Raw genomic sequence first — 12382 nt, forward strand, 5'->3', positions numbered from 1 at the left:
CCTACGCCCGGCTGTTTCGCTTACATGTCGTTCATCGGCATCGGGTCGGCCTTGTCCTTGGGCGGAGCGTCGGTGGCGGCCTTGCTTCCCATGCCTTTCATCCCCGGACCATGCGAAGCAGCCGGCCCCATCTGATCGTGGGGCATGGAGCCATCCTTCATCGAATCGTGCATGGCTTGGCCCTCGTTCATCTGATCGTGCATTTCGCGTGCAATTTCTGACGGGTCGTCTTCTGGAGTGCTGGTATCGGTCTTGGTGGCAGCGACGTTGTCGGCCTCTGATGCCGGGCTACAGGCACCCAGCGCTGCGGTAATCGCGAGCGCCGATACGAGCGGGGCCCATTTGGGGCTAAGCAAAGCCATGATCGTTCCTTTCTTCTGAATGAAATTTCTCTATCAGGCAGCGCTGGCTGGCCAAGGCCGTGCGCGGGAGACGTCTTGCGAGGAGGTCAGCTAGCAACCTGTTGAGGGGGGTTTTCGGACCACTGCTTGAGCTGGCGACGGGATTGCGGATGGGCGATATACCCGAGGATCGGGCAGTCACTGACAGGCACATCCACAGGACAATCCGCGACCAGCTGAGCAAGAGCTCTTTTGATTCTCCGGAGCTGAGAAAGCTTGTCCGACAGACTGCGGATCTTCTTTTCTGTGAGTTCGACAACCTCGGCAGCAGACTTGGCCTGAGAGTGCCGCAACGATAGCAGCAGCACGATCTCGCTCAGTGTAAACCCGAGCAGCTGCGCGGTCTTGATGAAGTTGACCCGTTCTACATCGTCGCGCCCATAGATGCGATAGCCGGAGGCCGTCCGGTCGGGTTCGGGCAAAAGACCAGAGCGCTCATAATAGCGGATGGTGTCGCGCCGCACGCCACATGCTGAAGCCAGCGCCCCGATGGTGTAACCTTGCATTTGCGGCTCCTTTCAGATGGGTTCGCTTGTTCCCAGACCCGTAGGCATCGTCTCATTGGGGCCATGCATCCATCTTGGGCTGGAGCGGGGCAGCCGCCGGCCTGCGTTGCCCCGCTCACTGCTCATTTGCGGCTGAGCTCGACGATGTCGTGCTCCTTGAGCTTGCCGTCGGTCACCTGCGTGCGAGCAAAATGATCATCGATGATCTCGGTGATCTTGACCTCGCCAACCTTCACCCGCTTGTAACTCGTCTGCTCGGGTCTGTGCGCGTGCCGGTACTCAACCCGGTAAACATCCAGAACCTGACCGGTCTGCGCGCCGTCGGCCTTGCCGATGCAGATCACCGGGCCCGTATCCTCCATCGCGACGACGTGCCCGCGCATGAAAAAGCTATGCTCCATGCCCTGGGCGATCAACGGTGAAGCGCTGATCAGCGCGGCGCCGATCAGCAAGGATGCGAAAATTTTCTTCATATCACGATGCTCCTACAAAAGGCCGCAGCCGCTGCCGCAGCCAGCGATCAAACTGTTAATCCTGCGCACAAAATCAGAAATTTATGCAGACATACTTCGGGACGAAAAGGCGCATGCTCCACGTCTGATCGCAGCACCGAACGGGCTTATGCACCTTCGACCATGGTCCTAGGTCAAGGGAAATCTGGATCATTGATCTTCGTCAAAATGCGATCAGAAAAATCTGAAAAGCGACCATTGACCAGGGACCGTAGTCCGGAGCGTAGAACGCCAAACGACCTGACAAAGGTCTCAACTCATTTGGAGAAAAATGATGTCGAACAACCATCTCGACTGCCTTGCCGCATGCAACGCCTGCGCAGATGCCTGCGATACTTGCACCGTCTCATGTCTCAGGTCAGATCAGGTTCAGGCCATGACGCGATGCATCGAGCTCACGCTCGATTGCGCAGCCCTTTGCCGCCTCGCGGCAAGCTTTATTGCGCGCAAAAGCAGCTTCGCCAAGCAGCTTTGTTCGCTCTGCGCGGAGGTATGCGAAAGCTGCGCCGCTGAATGCGGACAACATGCTCATGATCACTGCCAGGCTTGTGCAGCTGCATGCCGCAAATGTGCCGAGGAATGCCGCAAGATGATCGCAGCTTCCTGATCCAGCCGAGGTCGCCGTCGCTCGGTTACCCGGACAACGGCGACCTCATTTACCAACTACATAGATGAGCACCGAAGCGGCGCGACAAGCGGTCGCGCAGTCTGACTTCTTCTGGTTCCCGAGGCCAGAGATGTTTACATCCTGCACCGGCAGAAGTGCAAGAATCCTGGAATTCAGAAATCTGTCCTCGTAGAAGTCACAGAGAAATCTGTCGAAGCCGCAACGAATTGCCGATCACGCTCACCGAAGACAGCGCCATGGCCGCAGCAGCAATGATGGGTGACAGCATGATCCCGAATACGGGATAGAGTATTCCCGCTGCCACCGGAATGCCTGCGACATTGTAGGCAAAGGCAAAGAACAGGTTTTGGCGGATGTTTTTCATGGTAGCATGGCTGAGGCGGCGAGCGCGCACAATCCCGGTCAGATCACCTCTCAGCAAGGTTACGCCGGCGCTCTCGATCGCGACATCGGTCCCCGAACCCATCGCGATACCCACATCTGCGGCCGCCAGTGCCGGTGCATCGTTTACTCCATCGCCGGCCATGGCGACGATGCGTCCTTCATCCCGCAGCCGTTTCACGATCGCGCTTTTCTGATCCGGTAGCACATCGGCTTCAACATCCGCAATGCCGAGACGCCGGGCGATTGCTTCGGCGGTGACGCGATTGTCACCTGTCAGCATGATGACATGAATGCCTGCTTGAGCCAGAGCAAGGAGCGCTGCGGGCGTCGTCTGCTTGACCGGATCGGCGATGCCGATGGCGCCGGCAGCCTGGCCGTCGATGCCAAGAAAAATGGCTGTTGCGCCCTCACTGCGCAGGTCATCTGCGCGCTCCGCAAGGGCGCCCAGCTGGATGCCCTGTTCGCCAAGAAAACGAGCATTGCCCGCAACGAGGCTGCGGCCATCGACCTGGCCGATGATGCCCTTGCCGACGGGTTGATCGACATTGGTCGGCTCGCTGATCGCGAGCCCTCTGATTTCGGCTTCGCGTACAATCGCCAACGCCAGCGGATGTTCACTACTGCGTTCAAGACTGGCGGCAAGGCGAAGAAGATCGTCCTCATCGAAGCCGCGAGCGGTTTCGATAGCAACGACAGCCGGCTTGCCTTCCGTCAGTGTTCCGGTCTTGTCGACCACCAGCGTGTCGATCTTCTCCATACGCTCGAGGGCTTCAGCGTTCTTGATCAGGATGCCGGCCTGCGCGCCGCGTCCGACGCCCACCATGATTGACATCGGCGTGGCCAGACCAAGCGCGCAGGGGCACGCAATGATCAAGACGGCCACGGCTGCGATCAGGCCGTAACCCATAGCCGGCGAGGGTCCCATCAGCGACCAGGTGACGAAGGCTATGGCAGCGACTGCGATAACTGCAGGCACGAACCAACCAGAGACTGTGTCGGCAAGCCGCTGGATCGGTGCCCGGCTGCGCTGGGCATCGGCAACCATCTGCACAATGCGCGCAAGCATGGTATCGCGTCCGACCTTTTCAGCGCGCATGATCAGGCCCCCGGTCTGGTTGATTGTGCCACCGACCAGTTTAGCACCAGCTTCCTTGCTCACCGGCATCGACTCGCCGGTCACCATGGATTCGTCGATCGTGCTGCGGCCCTCGACGACCGCGCCATCGACGGGCACTTTTTCTCCCGGACGCACGCGCAACGTGTCGCCGACCAGGACCTGGTCCAGCGCAATCTCTTCATCGCTGCCATCATCGCGAACACGGCGAGCGAGCTTGGGGGAGAGATCGAGCAATGCACGAATCGCGCCGCTGGTCGTCTCCCGGGCCCGCAATTCAAGCAGCTGGCCAAGCAGGACGAGCACCGTGATAACCGCTGCGGCTTCGAAATAGACAGCAACCGAACCGTCATCGGAGCGAAACGCTGGCGGAAATATTCCCGGCACCAGAGAGGCGGCCATGCTGTAGATCCAGGCGACCCCGGTCCCCATGGCAATCAGCGTGAACATGTTGAGACTGCGACTTTTGATCGATGCCCAACCGCGCTCGAAAAATGGCCAGCCCGCCCACAAAACCACGGGTGTTGCCAGCACCATCTGGATCAGGTTTGCAAGGTTTCCGTCCAGAACATGACGCAGGCCTGTCATGTGCCCACCCATTTCGAGCGCGACCACCGGCAAGGCAAGCACGAGGCCGAACGCGAAGCGGCGCTTCATATCCTTGTATTCGTCCGATGGCCCATCGCTGAGGGTCGGGGTCATCGGCTCAAGCGCCATGCCGCAGATCGGGCAGCTTCCTGGGCCGGACTGCTGGATCTCCGGATGCATCGGACAAGTCCAGATTGCGCCTTTTGGAACGGGACTGGGCAGCTGGGGGGAATCGCTTATGTACCGGCCAGGATCGGCAGTGAACTTAGTAAGACAGCGCGCGCTGCAGAAATAGTGATGAACGCCAGCATGGGTGAGGACATGCTTAGCGGTTTGCGGATCGACCTTCATCCCGCAGACCGGATCCGTTGCCATCTCCTCCAGGTGAGGCTGGTGGTCATTCTCCCCGCGATGGCGATGCTGCGTCTCGGTCATGTTCATGCTCCTTGGGTAGCCCATTGCACATGGCGATGTGGTTTCAGCCTTAGATCGAGAGGATATGCGGCCCTCTTAAGGTTGTAAGGCCCGGCTGCGGCTCGAAAGCTCTGCGACTAAACGTCAGCGTCTAGTAGCTCTTGAAGACCATCGGCTTGGCCGTGCCGAATGCGATCACATTGAACCGGTCACGAGGGCGCCCCGGCACTTCCATCCCCGGCGAACCGAGCGGCATGCCGGCGACCGCCAGACCCTTCACGCCTTTCGGCTTGGAGGCAAGCACACGCTTCATATCTGCAACCGGAACGTGACCCTCGAAAGCCACCCCATCGATCAGCGCGGTATGGCACGACACCAGATCTGCGGGCAGGCCAATCTTGCGCTGCAAGCTTGATCGTTGTCGGTCATCAATGACCTGGACTTTGCGACCGAACGCTGAGCGCACCTGTGCGGCCCACTTTTCGCAACATCCGCAGCCCGGATCACGGTGCATGACGATGTCGTTAGCCGCCAAGGCGGATGACGACATCAGAGCGAGCAAAATCGCGAACTTCTTGACCATTAGTGCAATCCTTTCATGATGTCTTCACTGCTTGGCACAACAAAGATCGAAATCGTCCCTGTCGGCGTATCCAACTGATAGCTTGATGACACCGTGCGGCCACCAAGCTTTCCGAGCTCGGCCTCAAGGAAACCATCGATATGGGGCTGGGTGTCGGTCTGTCCGTCGATCAACTGGATAATCCGAAAGGCTTGTCGCATGAACCAGCTGGTCGGCCGGGCGTAATCGGCAACAAACACTTTGCCGCCGGGGGCGGCAGCGGCAAACATTGCGGCGAGCCCGGCTCGCTTGCCCTCGAGTGGCACCTGATGGAATACGAGGCTCGACACGACCTTGTCGGCCGGGCCGCAGGCTACCGCATCCTGCGCGAAACCCTTCTTCCATTCGATGGAAACGCCTGCGACTGCGGCTTTCTCTCTTGCGATCGCCAAGGCTTGCCCGTCAGGGTCAAGGCCAATGATGGTGGCTTGGGGTTCGCGCTGCTTCATAACGATCGCAAGCGATCCTGTCCCGCAGCCCACATCGAGGATCGTTTCCCCAGCCTTGGGGTCAAGCAGGTCCAGCAAGGCACTGCGCCAGCGACGTTCGCGCGTCAGCAATGCCACGCCGCGGTCATACAATTTTGTCGAAGCAAACCGGCCCGCAGCCGGAGTGAAAGTTGGGGTTTCGCTCATGCTGCATCCTCGTACTGTCAATCACGGCAAGTCGCCGACTTTGCGATCGATCCCTTTGTCCACACACACTGATACGCATGTCGCCGCATTATCCCTCACGATGGTTGGGCAAAAATATTTTGAGGGATCTTATCATAAGATGCGTATGTGAAATGAACGTCCGGGAGATTGTAAATGTATGACCTTGACCATTCGCTGCGGGCCCTTGCTGCACAGCCCATTCCCGCGCACCTCGCTATGATCGACGAGGCCGTGTTCGCAGGTCTGGAGGCACATCGGCGCGAAGTTGGTGCCGGATCCCGGCTGATGGGCCTCGCCGGCGCGTTTGCGTTAGTGCTCGGCGTCATCTCCGGTACATTGGCGGATGCCAGCCCCGCGATAGCCCAGCCACTTTCGCCTTTTTCGCCCGATAATCCTCTGGCGCCCTCCACGCTGCTGGACGTTCATTCATGACCCGGACAAAGCGCCTGCTCGTGATTGGGCTTGTTGCATTTGGGGCAGCTCTTGGGGGCACGTATCTTGGCCGTGAGCTGCTTGCGAGCACAGGCGAGGACGAGACGGAGTTGCATGCGCTCCTGCACAGCGAGCTTGACCTTGACGCGCAGCAGGCGGCAAAAATCGAGTTGATTGAACGCCGTTTTTCAACCCGCCGGAAAGCACTCGAGCTCGAGATGCGCGCCGCCAATGCCCATCTTGCCGAAGCGATGGAGGCCGAACACGGCTACGGGCCGGAGGTTTCGGCTGCGGTCGATCACACGCATCAGGTGATGGGCGAACTGCAAAAAGAAACGCTGGAGCATCTTTTCGCCATGCGCGCGGTGCTTACGCCCGACCAGGCAGCACGGTTTGACCGTACCGTAACAAAAGCGCTGACACCAGAAGTGCAGTGACTTTCCCGCTCAGCCAGGGGAGCGACAGCGAACTTGCGGTTCTCGCACTTGCTGGTCGTCAGGATGCTTACCGGGAACTGCTGGCACGCTACCGTGAGAAAATCTTCCGGTTCGTGGCTGCGTCGGTTGGAGATTCTCAAGAAGCAGTAGACCTCACGCAGGAGACGTTCGTTGCAGCATTCGCTTCACTTGGAAAATATGATCATGACCGACCATTCCTGTTCTGGCTGAAGCGTATCGCGCTCAACAAGTGTCGCGACTGGTCGCGAAGACGAAAAGCCCGGGCATTCTTCGTTCGGGCGGAGCCGATCGAGCTCGCATTCGAAGTCGCTGATGACGCCACATCCGGCGATGTGCAGGCAGAGAGCCGGGCTGAACTGAAGCGGGTTTCAGCCGCTATCTCGCGCCTTCCGTCACGGCTCAGGGAAGCGCTCGTGCTTCGCACGATTGATGGGCTAAGTCAGTCAGAAGCGGCTGCTGTGCTGGGGGTAAGCGAAAAGGCGGTCGAGACGCGACTGCATCGCGCGCGAGCCCGATTGAAAGCAAATCTCGAAAGCAAATGACCACTGGCCGCCGAATTTAGGCGCGGGGACTATGGGCTGACCCCGAGTGAGCCAGTGCGTCTGGCCGATAAAGCTGGTCATCGTCATGCACAGCGGCCATCGCAAGCAAGTTCGCTGATCGCCCCGAGCTGCCGCCTATCCTGCGCAGCAACCGATCCCGCCCTGCTAGCGTAGTTCATCACTGCAAAAGTCGAGAGACGCGAAAAAAATTTGAGGGGTGTCCGCATCAGGCGCGTATATGCTTGTATGAACACTCCGATCCTTACCCGCCGCCACCTGATTGCAGGCCTCGGTGCCGCGTCAGCCTTTGCCACTGTGCCCGCCTGGGCGCAGGGCCACAGTATCCATCGTGATCAGGGAGGCGGACACGGTCGGGGTGGCCCGCTCATTCCTGCTGGGTTCGGTGAGCTTTCCGGCGAAGTGATCGATCTGACCGTGGCCAGCGGTCATCGCATCGTCGAAGGACGGCGTGGTCCGGGTGTCGCGGTCAACGGGAGCGTACCCGGTCCCTTGATCCGCTTGCGCGAAGGGCAGAACGTCCGTCTCAATGTCACGAACGAACTGGGTTCGGACACGTCAATCCATTGGCACGGCCTGCTCGTCCCGTTCCATATGGATGGTGTTCCCGGCGTGAGTTTCCCTGGCATTCATCCTGGCCAGACATTCAGCTACGAATTCCCGATCCGGCAGTCGGGGACCTATTGGTATCACAGCCACTCCGGTTTGCAGGAGCAATCGGGGCATTATGGCCCTCTGGTTATCGATCCTTCTGGTCCGGAACCTGTCGAGTTCGACCGGGATTACATTCTGCTCCTCAGCGATTTCACGGTGCTCGACCCGCATTTCATCATGAGCCGTTTGCGCACCGGCGAAGGCTACTTCAATCGCCAGCAGAACACGTGGACCGACGACTATCCGCTGTCTGCGCAAGAGCGACGCATGTGGGCCCAAATGCGGATGATGCCGACCGACATCATGGATATCGGCTCTCCGACCTACACTTTCCTTGCCAATGGGCGAGGGCCGACCGAGGGGCTTGAATATCTGTTTCGTGCCGGTGAGCGCGTAAGGTTGCGGGTCATCAACGGCTCGGCGCAGAGCTTCTTCAACGTCCGCATCCCCGGCTTGGCAATGACCATCATCGCCGCAGATGGCCAGAACGTCCGGCCGGTTGAAGTCGATGAATTTCAGATCGGCACGGCAGAAACCTATGATGTGATTGTTACGCCAGGGAATGCGGAGGCCTATGCGATTGTCGGAGAGTCGATGGACAGGTCGGGAATGGCGCTGGCCATGCTGGCGAGCCGTCCCGGAGCGCGGGCGGATGTACCCGCTCTGCGCGATCCACCGCTGCTGACGATGGGCGACATGGGCATGGATCACGGCTCGGGTGGCATGGACCATAGCGCGCCTTCTGCCGATACCGGTGCCAAGGAAGCGATGGGCAGTGCGGGCGCCATGGACCATGCCGCGATGGGTCATACCACACCTGATGCATCAATGGGCGCTTCGGATGACACTATGGCTGGGATGGCAATGGGTGGCATGAGCATGGCCGGCATGAAGATGCGCGACACGACGCTGCTGCCTCCTGATGTCAAGGTCGGCCCCGGCCTCGACATGGTCTCGATGTCTCCGGTGGACAAGATGGGAGATCCCGGTCTTGGCCTGCGGGACGTGGATCACCGCGTGCTCAACTATCGCATGCTGACGGCGCTTGAGCCGAATCGTGACACGCGCGAACCTTCGCGGCTCCTCGAGCTGCATCTCACTGGCAATATGGACCGCTACATGTGGTCTTTTGACGGGCGAATGTACTCTTCTGTCAGTGATGTTCCGATCCGCTTCGCCTGGAACGAGCGGGTTCGGGTGAAACTCATCAACAACACCATGATGGCGCACCCGATCCATCTTCACGGAATGTTCTTCGAGTTGGTCAATGGGGCAGAGCCAGCCCACCAGCCTCGCAAGAACATCGTGATCGTGCAACCGGGCGCCAGCGCTCAGTTTGACCTCACTGCCAACGAGCCGGGTGACTGGGCGTTCCACTGCCACCTGCTCTACCACATGCACGGCGGTATGATGCAGACCGTGACCGTGGTCGGCCCGGGCGGTGCAGCATGAACCTCCGCCCCCTTGTCTCGCTCCTCCTTGCGGGAGCGGCGCTGAGCGCAGCACCGGCGATGGCCCAGCATCAGGGGCATTCTATGCCGATGCCGGCGCCTGCGCCGGCCCCCAGTCCGGCGCAGGCATTGCAGCAGTCAGATCCCCACGCCGGGCATGCCATGCCCGATAGTCCCGCCGCGTCCGATGACAAAACGGTCGATCCGCATGCGGGCCATGCCATGCCCGAAGGATCAATGCCGGCCCCGGATGCCATGGCCGGAATGAAGCAGGAAACCATGGATCACAGTACCATGGATCACAGCACCATGGATGACGCCATGCCTGCATCGCCCGGTCCCGAGATGGAAACCCCCCCACCGCCAGAGGCAGGAAGCGGTCCTCCGCGCGCCGCCGACGCGATCTGGGGCGCCGATGCAATGCGGGCCTCGCGAGACGATCTCAGGCGTGAAAGCGGTGATTTTCCGGTTTTCTGGTTTCAGGGTGATCGTTTGGAAGTCCATGCCCGAGAGGGCGCAGAAGACTACATCTGGGATTTTCAGGGGTATTACGGCGGTCCAACGAGCCGGTTCTGGTTCAAGACCGAAGGTGAGGGAGCGTTCGGCGACAAGCCCGAAAGCGCTGAGTTTCAAGCCCTCTATTCACGTGCGATCAGGCCATTCTGGGACCTTCAGGCCGGTATTCGCCAGGACCTCGCAGGACCCGATACGACCTATGCCGTTCTGGGCATCCAAGGTGTTGCGCCCTATCTTTTTCAGGTTGATGCGGCGGCTTTCGTCTCACAACGCGGCGACGTTACGGCCAGAATCGAGGCAGAGCTTGACCAGCGGATTACCCAGCGCCTGATCTTCCAGCCTCGTGTCGAGATCAACATGGCTGCCCAGGACATTCCGATCCTTGGCGTCGGAGCGGGGATCGACAAGGTCGAGGCTGGCTTGCGATTGCGTTACGAGATTATCCGCGAATTTGCGCCTTACATCGGGATCGAACAGACTTGGCGCATTGGCAACGGCGCGGACTTCGCCCGCGCCCGCGGCGAGGATCCGAGTGCCACCAACTTTGTCTTCGGCATCCGCTTCTGGTTTTGAAACGAAGGAAAATCTCATGAAATTTGCTCCGATTTTCGCAGCTCTTGCAATGGTTGCGGCGCCTTTGGCATTCCCGTCCATGGCTGCTGCTCACACTCGCGTGGTCGCCTCTACTCCGGCAGAGGGCGCAACCGTTGCTGGCACGCGCACGGTCACGCTGACCTTCAATGAAGCGCTGTTGCCCCCCACTGCGGCCGCCAGCATCGTAATGACGGCAATGCCGGGGATGGCGAACCACAGTCCGATGGCGATCCGCAATTTCACCACCGCCTGGTCGAAAGGGAACAAGACCATGACCCTCACTCTTACCAAAGCTTTGGCAAAGGGCAGCTATGAGGTTCGCTGGCAAGCCGCAGGAGCTGACGGCCACCGCATGAACGGCACTGTCAAGTTCACCATCAGCTGATCGCGCTATGGGGTGGGCGGTCGAACCTGGCTTGCGTTTTCTGAATTACGCGGTGCTTCTGGGCATGTTCGGGAGCACCGCGTTTCGATTGATCGCACTTCGGAGCGCCCGCTTTCTCACTGTCCGTAGTCGGGCGTCGCTACGCCTGATCGGGGGTGCTGCAGCTGCGTTCGTGCTTTCAGTTGTTCTTATGCTCGTCTCGGTGGCCGCAATGATGGGCGTGCCCCTATTCGACCTTGATTGGTCGACGATCTCCATGATGGTCTCCGGCACGGATATCGGGATTGCATTTGCCGTTCGCATCGTCTTGCTGTTGCTCGCGCTATGCTTTCTTGTCGCAGTGAGGACCACGACACTCAGCCAGGTGGTCGTCGCCGCCTGTTTCGCGGCGGCGCTTCTCTCGCTCGGATGGAGCGGTCATGCCGCTGCTGGCGAGGGAGGTATTGGACTCTTGCACCGGCTCAACAATGGCGCCCACCTGATCGCAGCAGGGTTGTGGCTGGGCGCCATCATTTGCTTTGTTGACCTCACTGTGAAGTTGCATCGGCGGCCGGATCGAGAGCAGGCTCTCGCATTGCTTTCGCAGATCCATGCTTTCGCGCCGCTCGGCGTGGGTTTGGTGGCAGTGGTGGCCATCACGGGTCTCATAAATTCCCAGCTGATATTCGGTATTCTAAACAGTTTGGTTGTTTTGAGCACACCTTATGGGCTGATGCTGGCTGCCAAACTGATCCTCGTCGGCGGCATGGTTGCGTTCGGCGCCAACAACGCGGCGATCGGACGCCGTTTTGCTACGTCTGGTGAACAATCGGGAAATTCGGTGCGCGACGTCCTAGCGCGGTTGCGCCTCAGTCTGGGAGGTGAGCTTTGTTTTGCCGTTGGCGTTCTGGGCCTCGTAGCTGTTCTGGGCCTCGCGTCGCCAGGAATGATGTAGATCGAAGGTTCACGCAAAAAGGGGGTTTCAATGGTTCGATATGGAGCAGGCCGAATTGCGGGCGTACTGGCGGTCGTGATCTTGCTGATACAAAGCCCAGTATTGGCGCATCCCAGTACCACCGCGAAGGGGAAGGACGTTGAGGAAGGGGCCACAGTAGCTCCGGCCTTGGATGGTCCCGTTGAAGCGGTGGCGAACTTCCATGCTGCGCTAGCGAGGAGCGATACTGCCGCTGCACTTTCACTGCTGGCCGAAGATGTGATCATTTTTGAATCCGGTAGCACAGAAAACAGCCGCGCTGAGTATTCCAGTCATCATCTCAAATCAGATGCCGCTTTCAGCGCCGCAGTTCCGCGCATGCTCGTCAGCAGAACGCACGGTGAGCAGGGCGATATTGCCTGGGTGATGAGCGTCGAGAATGTCGAGGGAACGTACCGCGATCGGCAGATCAAGAGCCGGTCTGTCGAAACGATGTTGCTTCGGCGCGAAAACGGAAGCTGGCAGATATTTCATATTCATTGGTCTTCTGCGGACCAGCGTCGACAACGGTCCTAGACCAGCGCCAGCCAATGT

15 protein-coding genes and 1 pseudogene are annotated in these 12382 nt (G+C 59.5%); 9 read left to right on the forward strand and 7 right to left on the reverse strand.

Annotation, left to right across the window (positions count from 1 at the left end):
• Nucleotides 1–20 precede the first annotated feature (20 nt).
• The 4 genes from OVY29_RS24035 to OVY29_RS24050 all read right to left on the reverse strand — a co-directional run bounded on the left by OVY29_RS24035 (nucleotide 21) and on the right by OVY29_RS24050 (nucleotide 1951).
• The gene (locus OVY29_RS24035) at nucleotides 21–362 is read right to left on the reverse strand and encodes a hypothetical protein (protein ID WP_110300204.1); all 342 of its coding nucleotides are present in this window, start codon (nucleotides 360–362) and stop codon (nucleotides 21–23) included.
• An 86-nt stretch (nucleotides 363–448) separates the two neighbouring features.
• Nucleotides 449–907, reverse strand: coding sequence for a heavy metal-responsive transcriptional regulator (locus OVY29_RS24040; RefSeq protein WP_110300205.1), 459 nt, complete (start codon nucleotides 905–907; stop codon nucleotides 449–451).
• Nucleotides 908–1029: 122 nt separating this feature from the next.
• On the reverse strand, nucleotides 1030–1380 hold the full coding sequence (locus tag OVY29_RS24045) for a hypothetical protein (RefSeq protein ID WP_110300206.1): 351 nt from the start codon (nucleotides 1378–1380) through the stop codon (nucleotides 1030–1032).
• A gap of 397 nt (nucleotides 1381–1777) precedes the next feature.
• Nucleotides 1778–1951: a hypothetical protein gene (locus tag OVY29_RS24050; protein ID WP_313912480.1), complete on the reverse strand. Its 174-nt coding sequence runs from the start codon at nucleotides 1949–1951 to the stop codon at nucleotides 1778–1780.
• 24 nt (nucleotides 1952–1975) lie between these two features.
• Between OVY29_RS24050 and OVY29_RS24055 the strand changes: the two are divergent.
• A pseudogene (locus OVY29_RS24055) lies at nucleotides 1976–2026 on the forward strand (hypothetical protein); the annotation flags it as partial.
• 196 nt (nucleotides 2027–2222) lie between these two features.
• Here OVY29_RS24055 and OVY29_RS24060 read toward each other — a convergent pair.
• From OVY29_RS24060 to OVY29_RS24070, 3 genes are all read right to left on the reverse strand, one after another.
• Nucleotides 2223–4508, reverse strand: coding sequence for a heavy metal translocating P-type ATPase (locus tag OVY29_RS24060; RefSeq protein ID WP_279629506.1), 2286 nt, complete (start codon nucleotides 4506–4508; stop codon nucleotides 2223–2225).
• Nucleotides 4509–4698: 190 nt separating this feature from the next.
• Nucleotides 4699–5130: a DUF411 domain-containing protein gene (locus OVY29_RS24065; protein ID WP_244182016.1), complete on the reverse strand. Its 432-nt coding sequence runs from the start codon at nucleotides 5128–5130 to the stop codon at nucleotides 4699–4701.
• On the reverse strand, nucleotides 5130–5804 hold the full coding sequence (locus tag OVY29_RS24070) for a class I SAM-dependent methyltransferase (protein WP_110300208.1): 675 nt from the start codon (nucleotides 5802–5804) through the stop codon (nucleotides 5130–5132). The genes OVY29_RS24065 and OVY29_RS24070 overlap by 1 nt, the downstream gene beginning before the upstream one ends.
• 174 nt (nucleotides 5805–5978) lie before the next feature.
• On the opposite strand from OVY29_RS24070, the gene OVY29_RS24075 reads away from it, so the two are divergent.
• The 8 genes from OVY29_RS24075 (at nucleotide 5979) to OVY29_RS24110 (ending at nucleotide 12364) form a co-directional block, all read left to right on the forward strand.
• Nucleotides 5979–6257: a hypothetical protein gene (locus OVY29_RS24075; protein ID WP_110300209.1), complete on the forward strand. Its 279-nt coding sequence runs from the start codon at nucleotides 5979–5981 to the stop codon at nucleotides 6255–6257.
• Entirely contained in the window at nucleotides 6254–6694 is a 441-nt protein-coding gene (locus OVY29_RS24080) for a periplasmic heavy metal sensor (RefSeq protein WP_110300210.1), read from the forward strand. The genes OVY29_RS24075 and OVY29_RS24080 overlap by 4 nt, the downstream gene beginning before the upstream one ends.
• On the forward strand, nucleotides 6691–7257 hold the full coding sequence (locus OVY29_RS24085; protein WP_110300211.1) for an RNA polymerase sigma factor: 567 nt from the start codon (nucleotides 6691–6693) through the stop codon (nucleotides 7255–7257). The genes OVY29_RS24080 and OVY29_RS24085 overlap by 4 nt, the downstream gene beginning before the upstream one ends.
• 246 nt (nucleotides 7258–7503) lie before the next feature.
• Nucleotides 7504–9381: a copper resistance system multicopper oxidase gene (locus OVY29_RS24090; RefSeq protein ID WP_110300212.1), complete on the forward strand. Its 1878-nt coding sequence runs from the start codon at nucleotides 7504–7506 to the stop codon at nucleotides 9379–9381.
• Nucleotides 9378–10469: a copper resistance protein B gene (locus tag OVY29_RS24095; RefSeq protein WP_313912435.1), complete on the forward strand. Its 1092-nt coding sequence runs from the start codon at nucleotides 9378–9380 to the stop codon at nucleotides 10467–10469. The genes OVY29_RS24090 and OVY29_RS24095 overlap by 4 nt, the downstream gene beginning before the upstream one ends.
• 16 nt (nucleotides 10470–10485) lie before the next feature.
• Nucleotides 10486–10875 carry a copper resistance protein CopC gene (locus tag OVY29_RS24100; RefSeq protein WP_110300214.1) on the forward strand — a complete coding sequence of 130 codons (390 nt, stop codon included), beginning with the start codon at nucleotides 10486–10488 and terminating at the stop codon, nucleotides 10873–10875.
• 31 nt (nucleotides 10876–10906) lie between these two features.
• A complete protein-coding gene (locus tag OVY29_RS24105) occupies nucleotides 10907–11809 on the forward strand; it encodes a CopD family protein (protein ID WP_167398603.1) in 903 nt (300 codons plus the stop codon).
• 30 nt (nucleotides 11810–11839) lie between these two features.
• Nucleotides 11840–12364, forward strand: coding sequence for a YybH family protein (locus tag OVY29_RS24110; protein ID WP_110300216.1), 525 nt, complete (start codon nucleotides 11840–11842; stop codon nucleotides 12362–12364).
• The last annotated feature ends 18 nt before the right edge of the window (nucleotides 12365–12382 follow it).

The organism is Sphingopyxis sp. SE2, assembly GCF_032227185.1.
In the GTDB taxonomy this organism is placed as follows: Bacteria; Pseudomonadota; Alphaproteobacteria; order Sphingomonadales; family Sphingomonadaceae; genus Sphingopyxis.

What these genes read in the sequence shown, in the direction of transcription:
- OVY29_RS24050 (WP_313912480.1), bottom strand. Translation starts at nt 1,951, where the DNA reads ATGAGCATGTTGTCCGCATTCAGCGGCGCAGCTTTCGCATACCTCCGC.
- OVY29_RS24040 (WP_110300205.1), bottom strand. Translation starts at nt 907, where the DNA reads ATGCAAGGTTACACCATCGGGGCGCTGGCTTCAGCATGTGGCGTGCGG.
- OVY29_RS24110 (WP_110300216.1), top strand. Translation starts at nt 11,840, where the DNA reads ATGGTTCGATATGGAGCAGGCCGAATTGCGGGCGTACTGGCGGTCGTG.
- OVY29_RS24045 (WP_110300206.1), bottom strand. Translation starts at nt 1,380, where the DNA reads ATGAAGAAAATTTTCGCATCCTTGCTGATCGGCGCCGCGCTGATCAGC.
- OVY29_RS24035 (WP_110300204.1), bottom strand. Translation starts at nt 362, where the DNA reads ATGGCTTTGCTTAGCCCCAAATGGGCCCCGCTCGTATCGGCGCTCGCG.
- OVY29_RS24090 (WP_110300212.1), top strand. Translation starts at nt 7,504, where the DNA reads ATGAACACTCCGATCCTTACCCGCCGCCACCTGATTGCAGGCCTCGGT.
- OVY29_RS24065 (WP_244182016.1), bottom strand. Translation starts at nt 5,130, where the DNA reads ATGGTCAAGAAGTTCGCGATTTTGCTCGCTCTGATGTCGTCATCCGCC.
- OVY29_RS24070 (WP_110300208.1), bottom strand. Translation starts at nt 5,804, where the DNA reads ATGAGCGAAACCCCAACTTTCACTCCGGCTGCGGGCCGGTTTGCTTCG.
- OVY29_RS24080 (WP_110300210.1), top strand. Translation starts at nt 6,254, where the DNA reads ATGACCCGGACAAAGCGCCTGCTCGTGATTGGGCTTGTTGCATTTGGG.
- OVY29_RS24100 (WP_110300214.1), top strand. Translation starts at nt 10,486, where the DNA reads ATGAAATTTGCTCCGATTTTCGCAGCTCTTGCAATGGTTGCGGCGCCT.
- OVY29_RS24060 (WP_279629506.1), bottom strand. Translation starts at nt 4,508, where the DNA reads ATGGCAACGGATCCGGTCTGCGGGATGAAGGTCGATCCGCAAACCGCT.
- OVY29_RS24075 (WP_110300209.1), top strand. Translation starts at nt 5,979, where the DNA reads ATGTATGACCTTGACCATTCGCTGCGGGCCCTTGCTGCACAGCCCATT.
- OVY29_RS24095 (WP_313912435.1), top strand. Translation starts at nt 9,378, where the DNA reads ATGAACCTCCGCCCCCTTGTCTCGCTCCTCCTTGCGGGAGCGGCGCTG.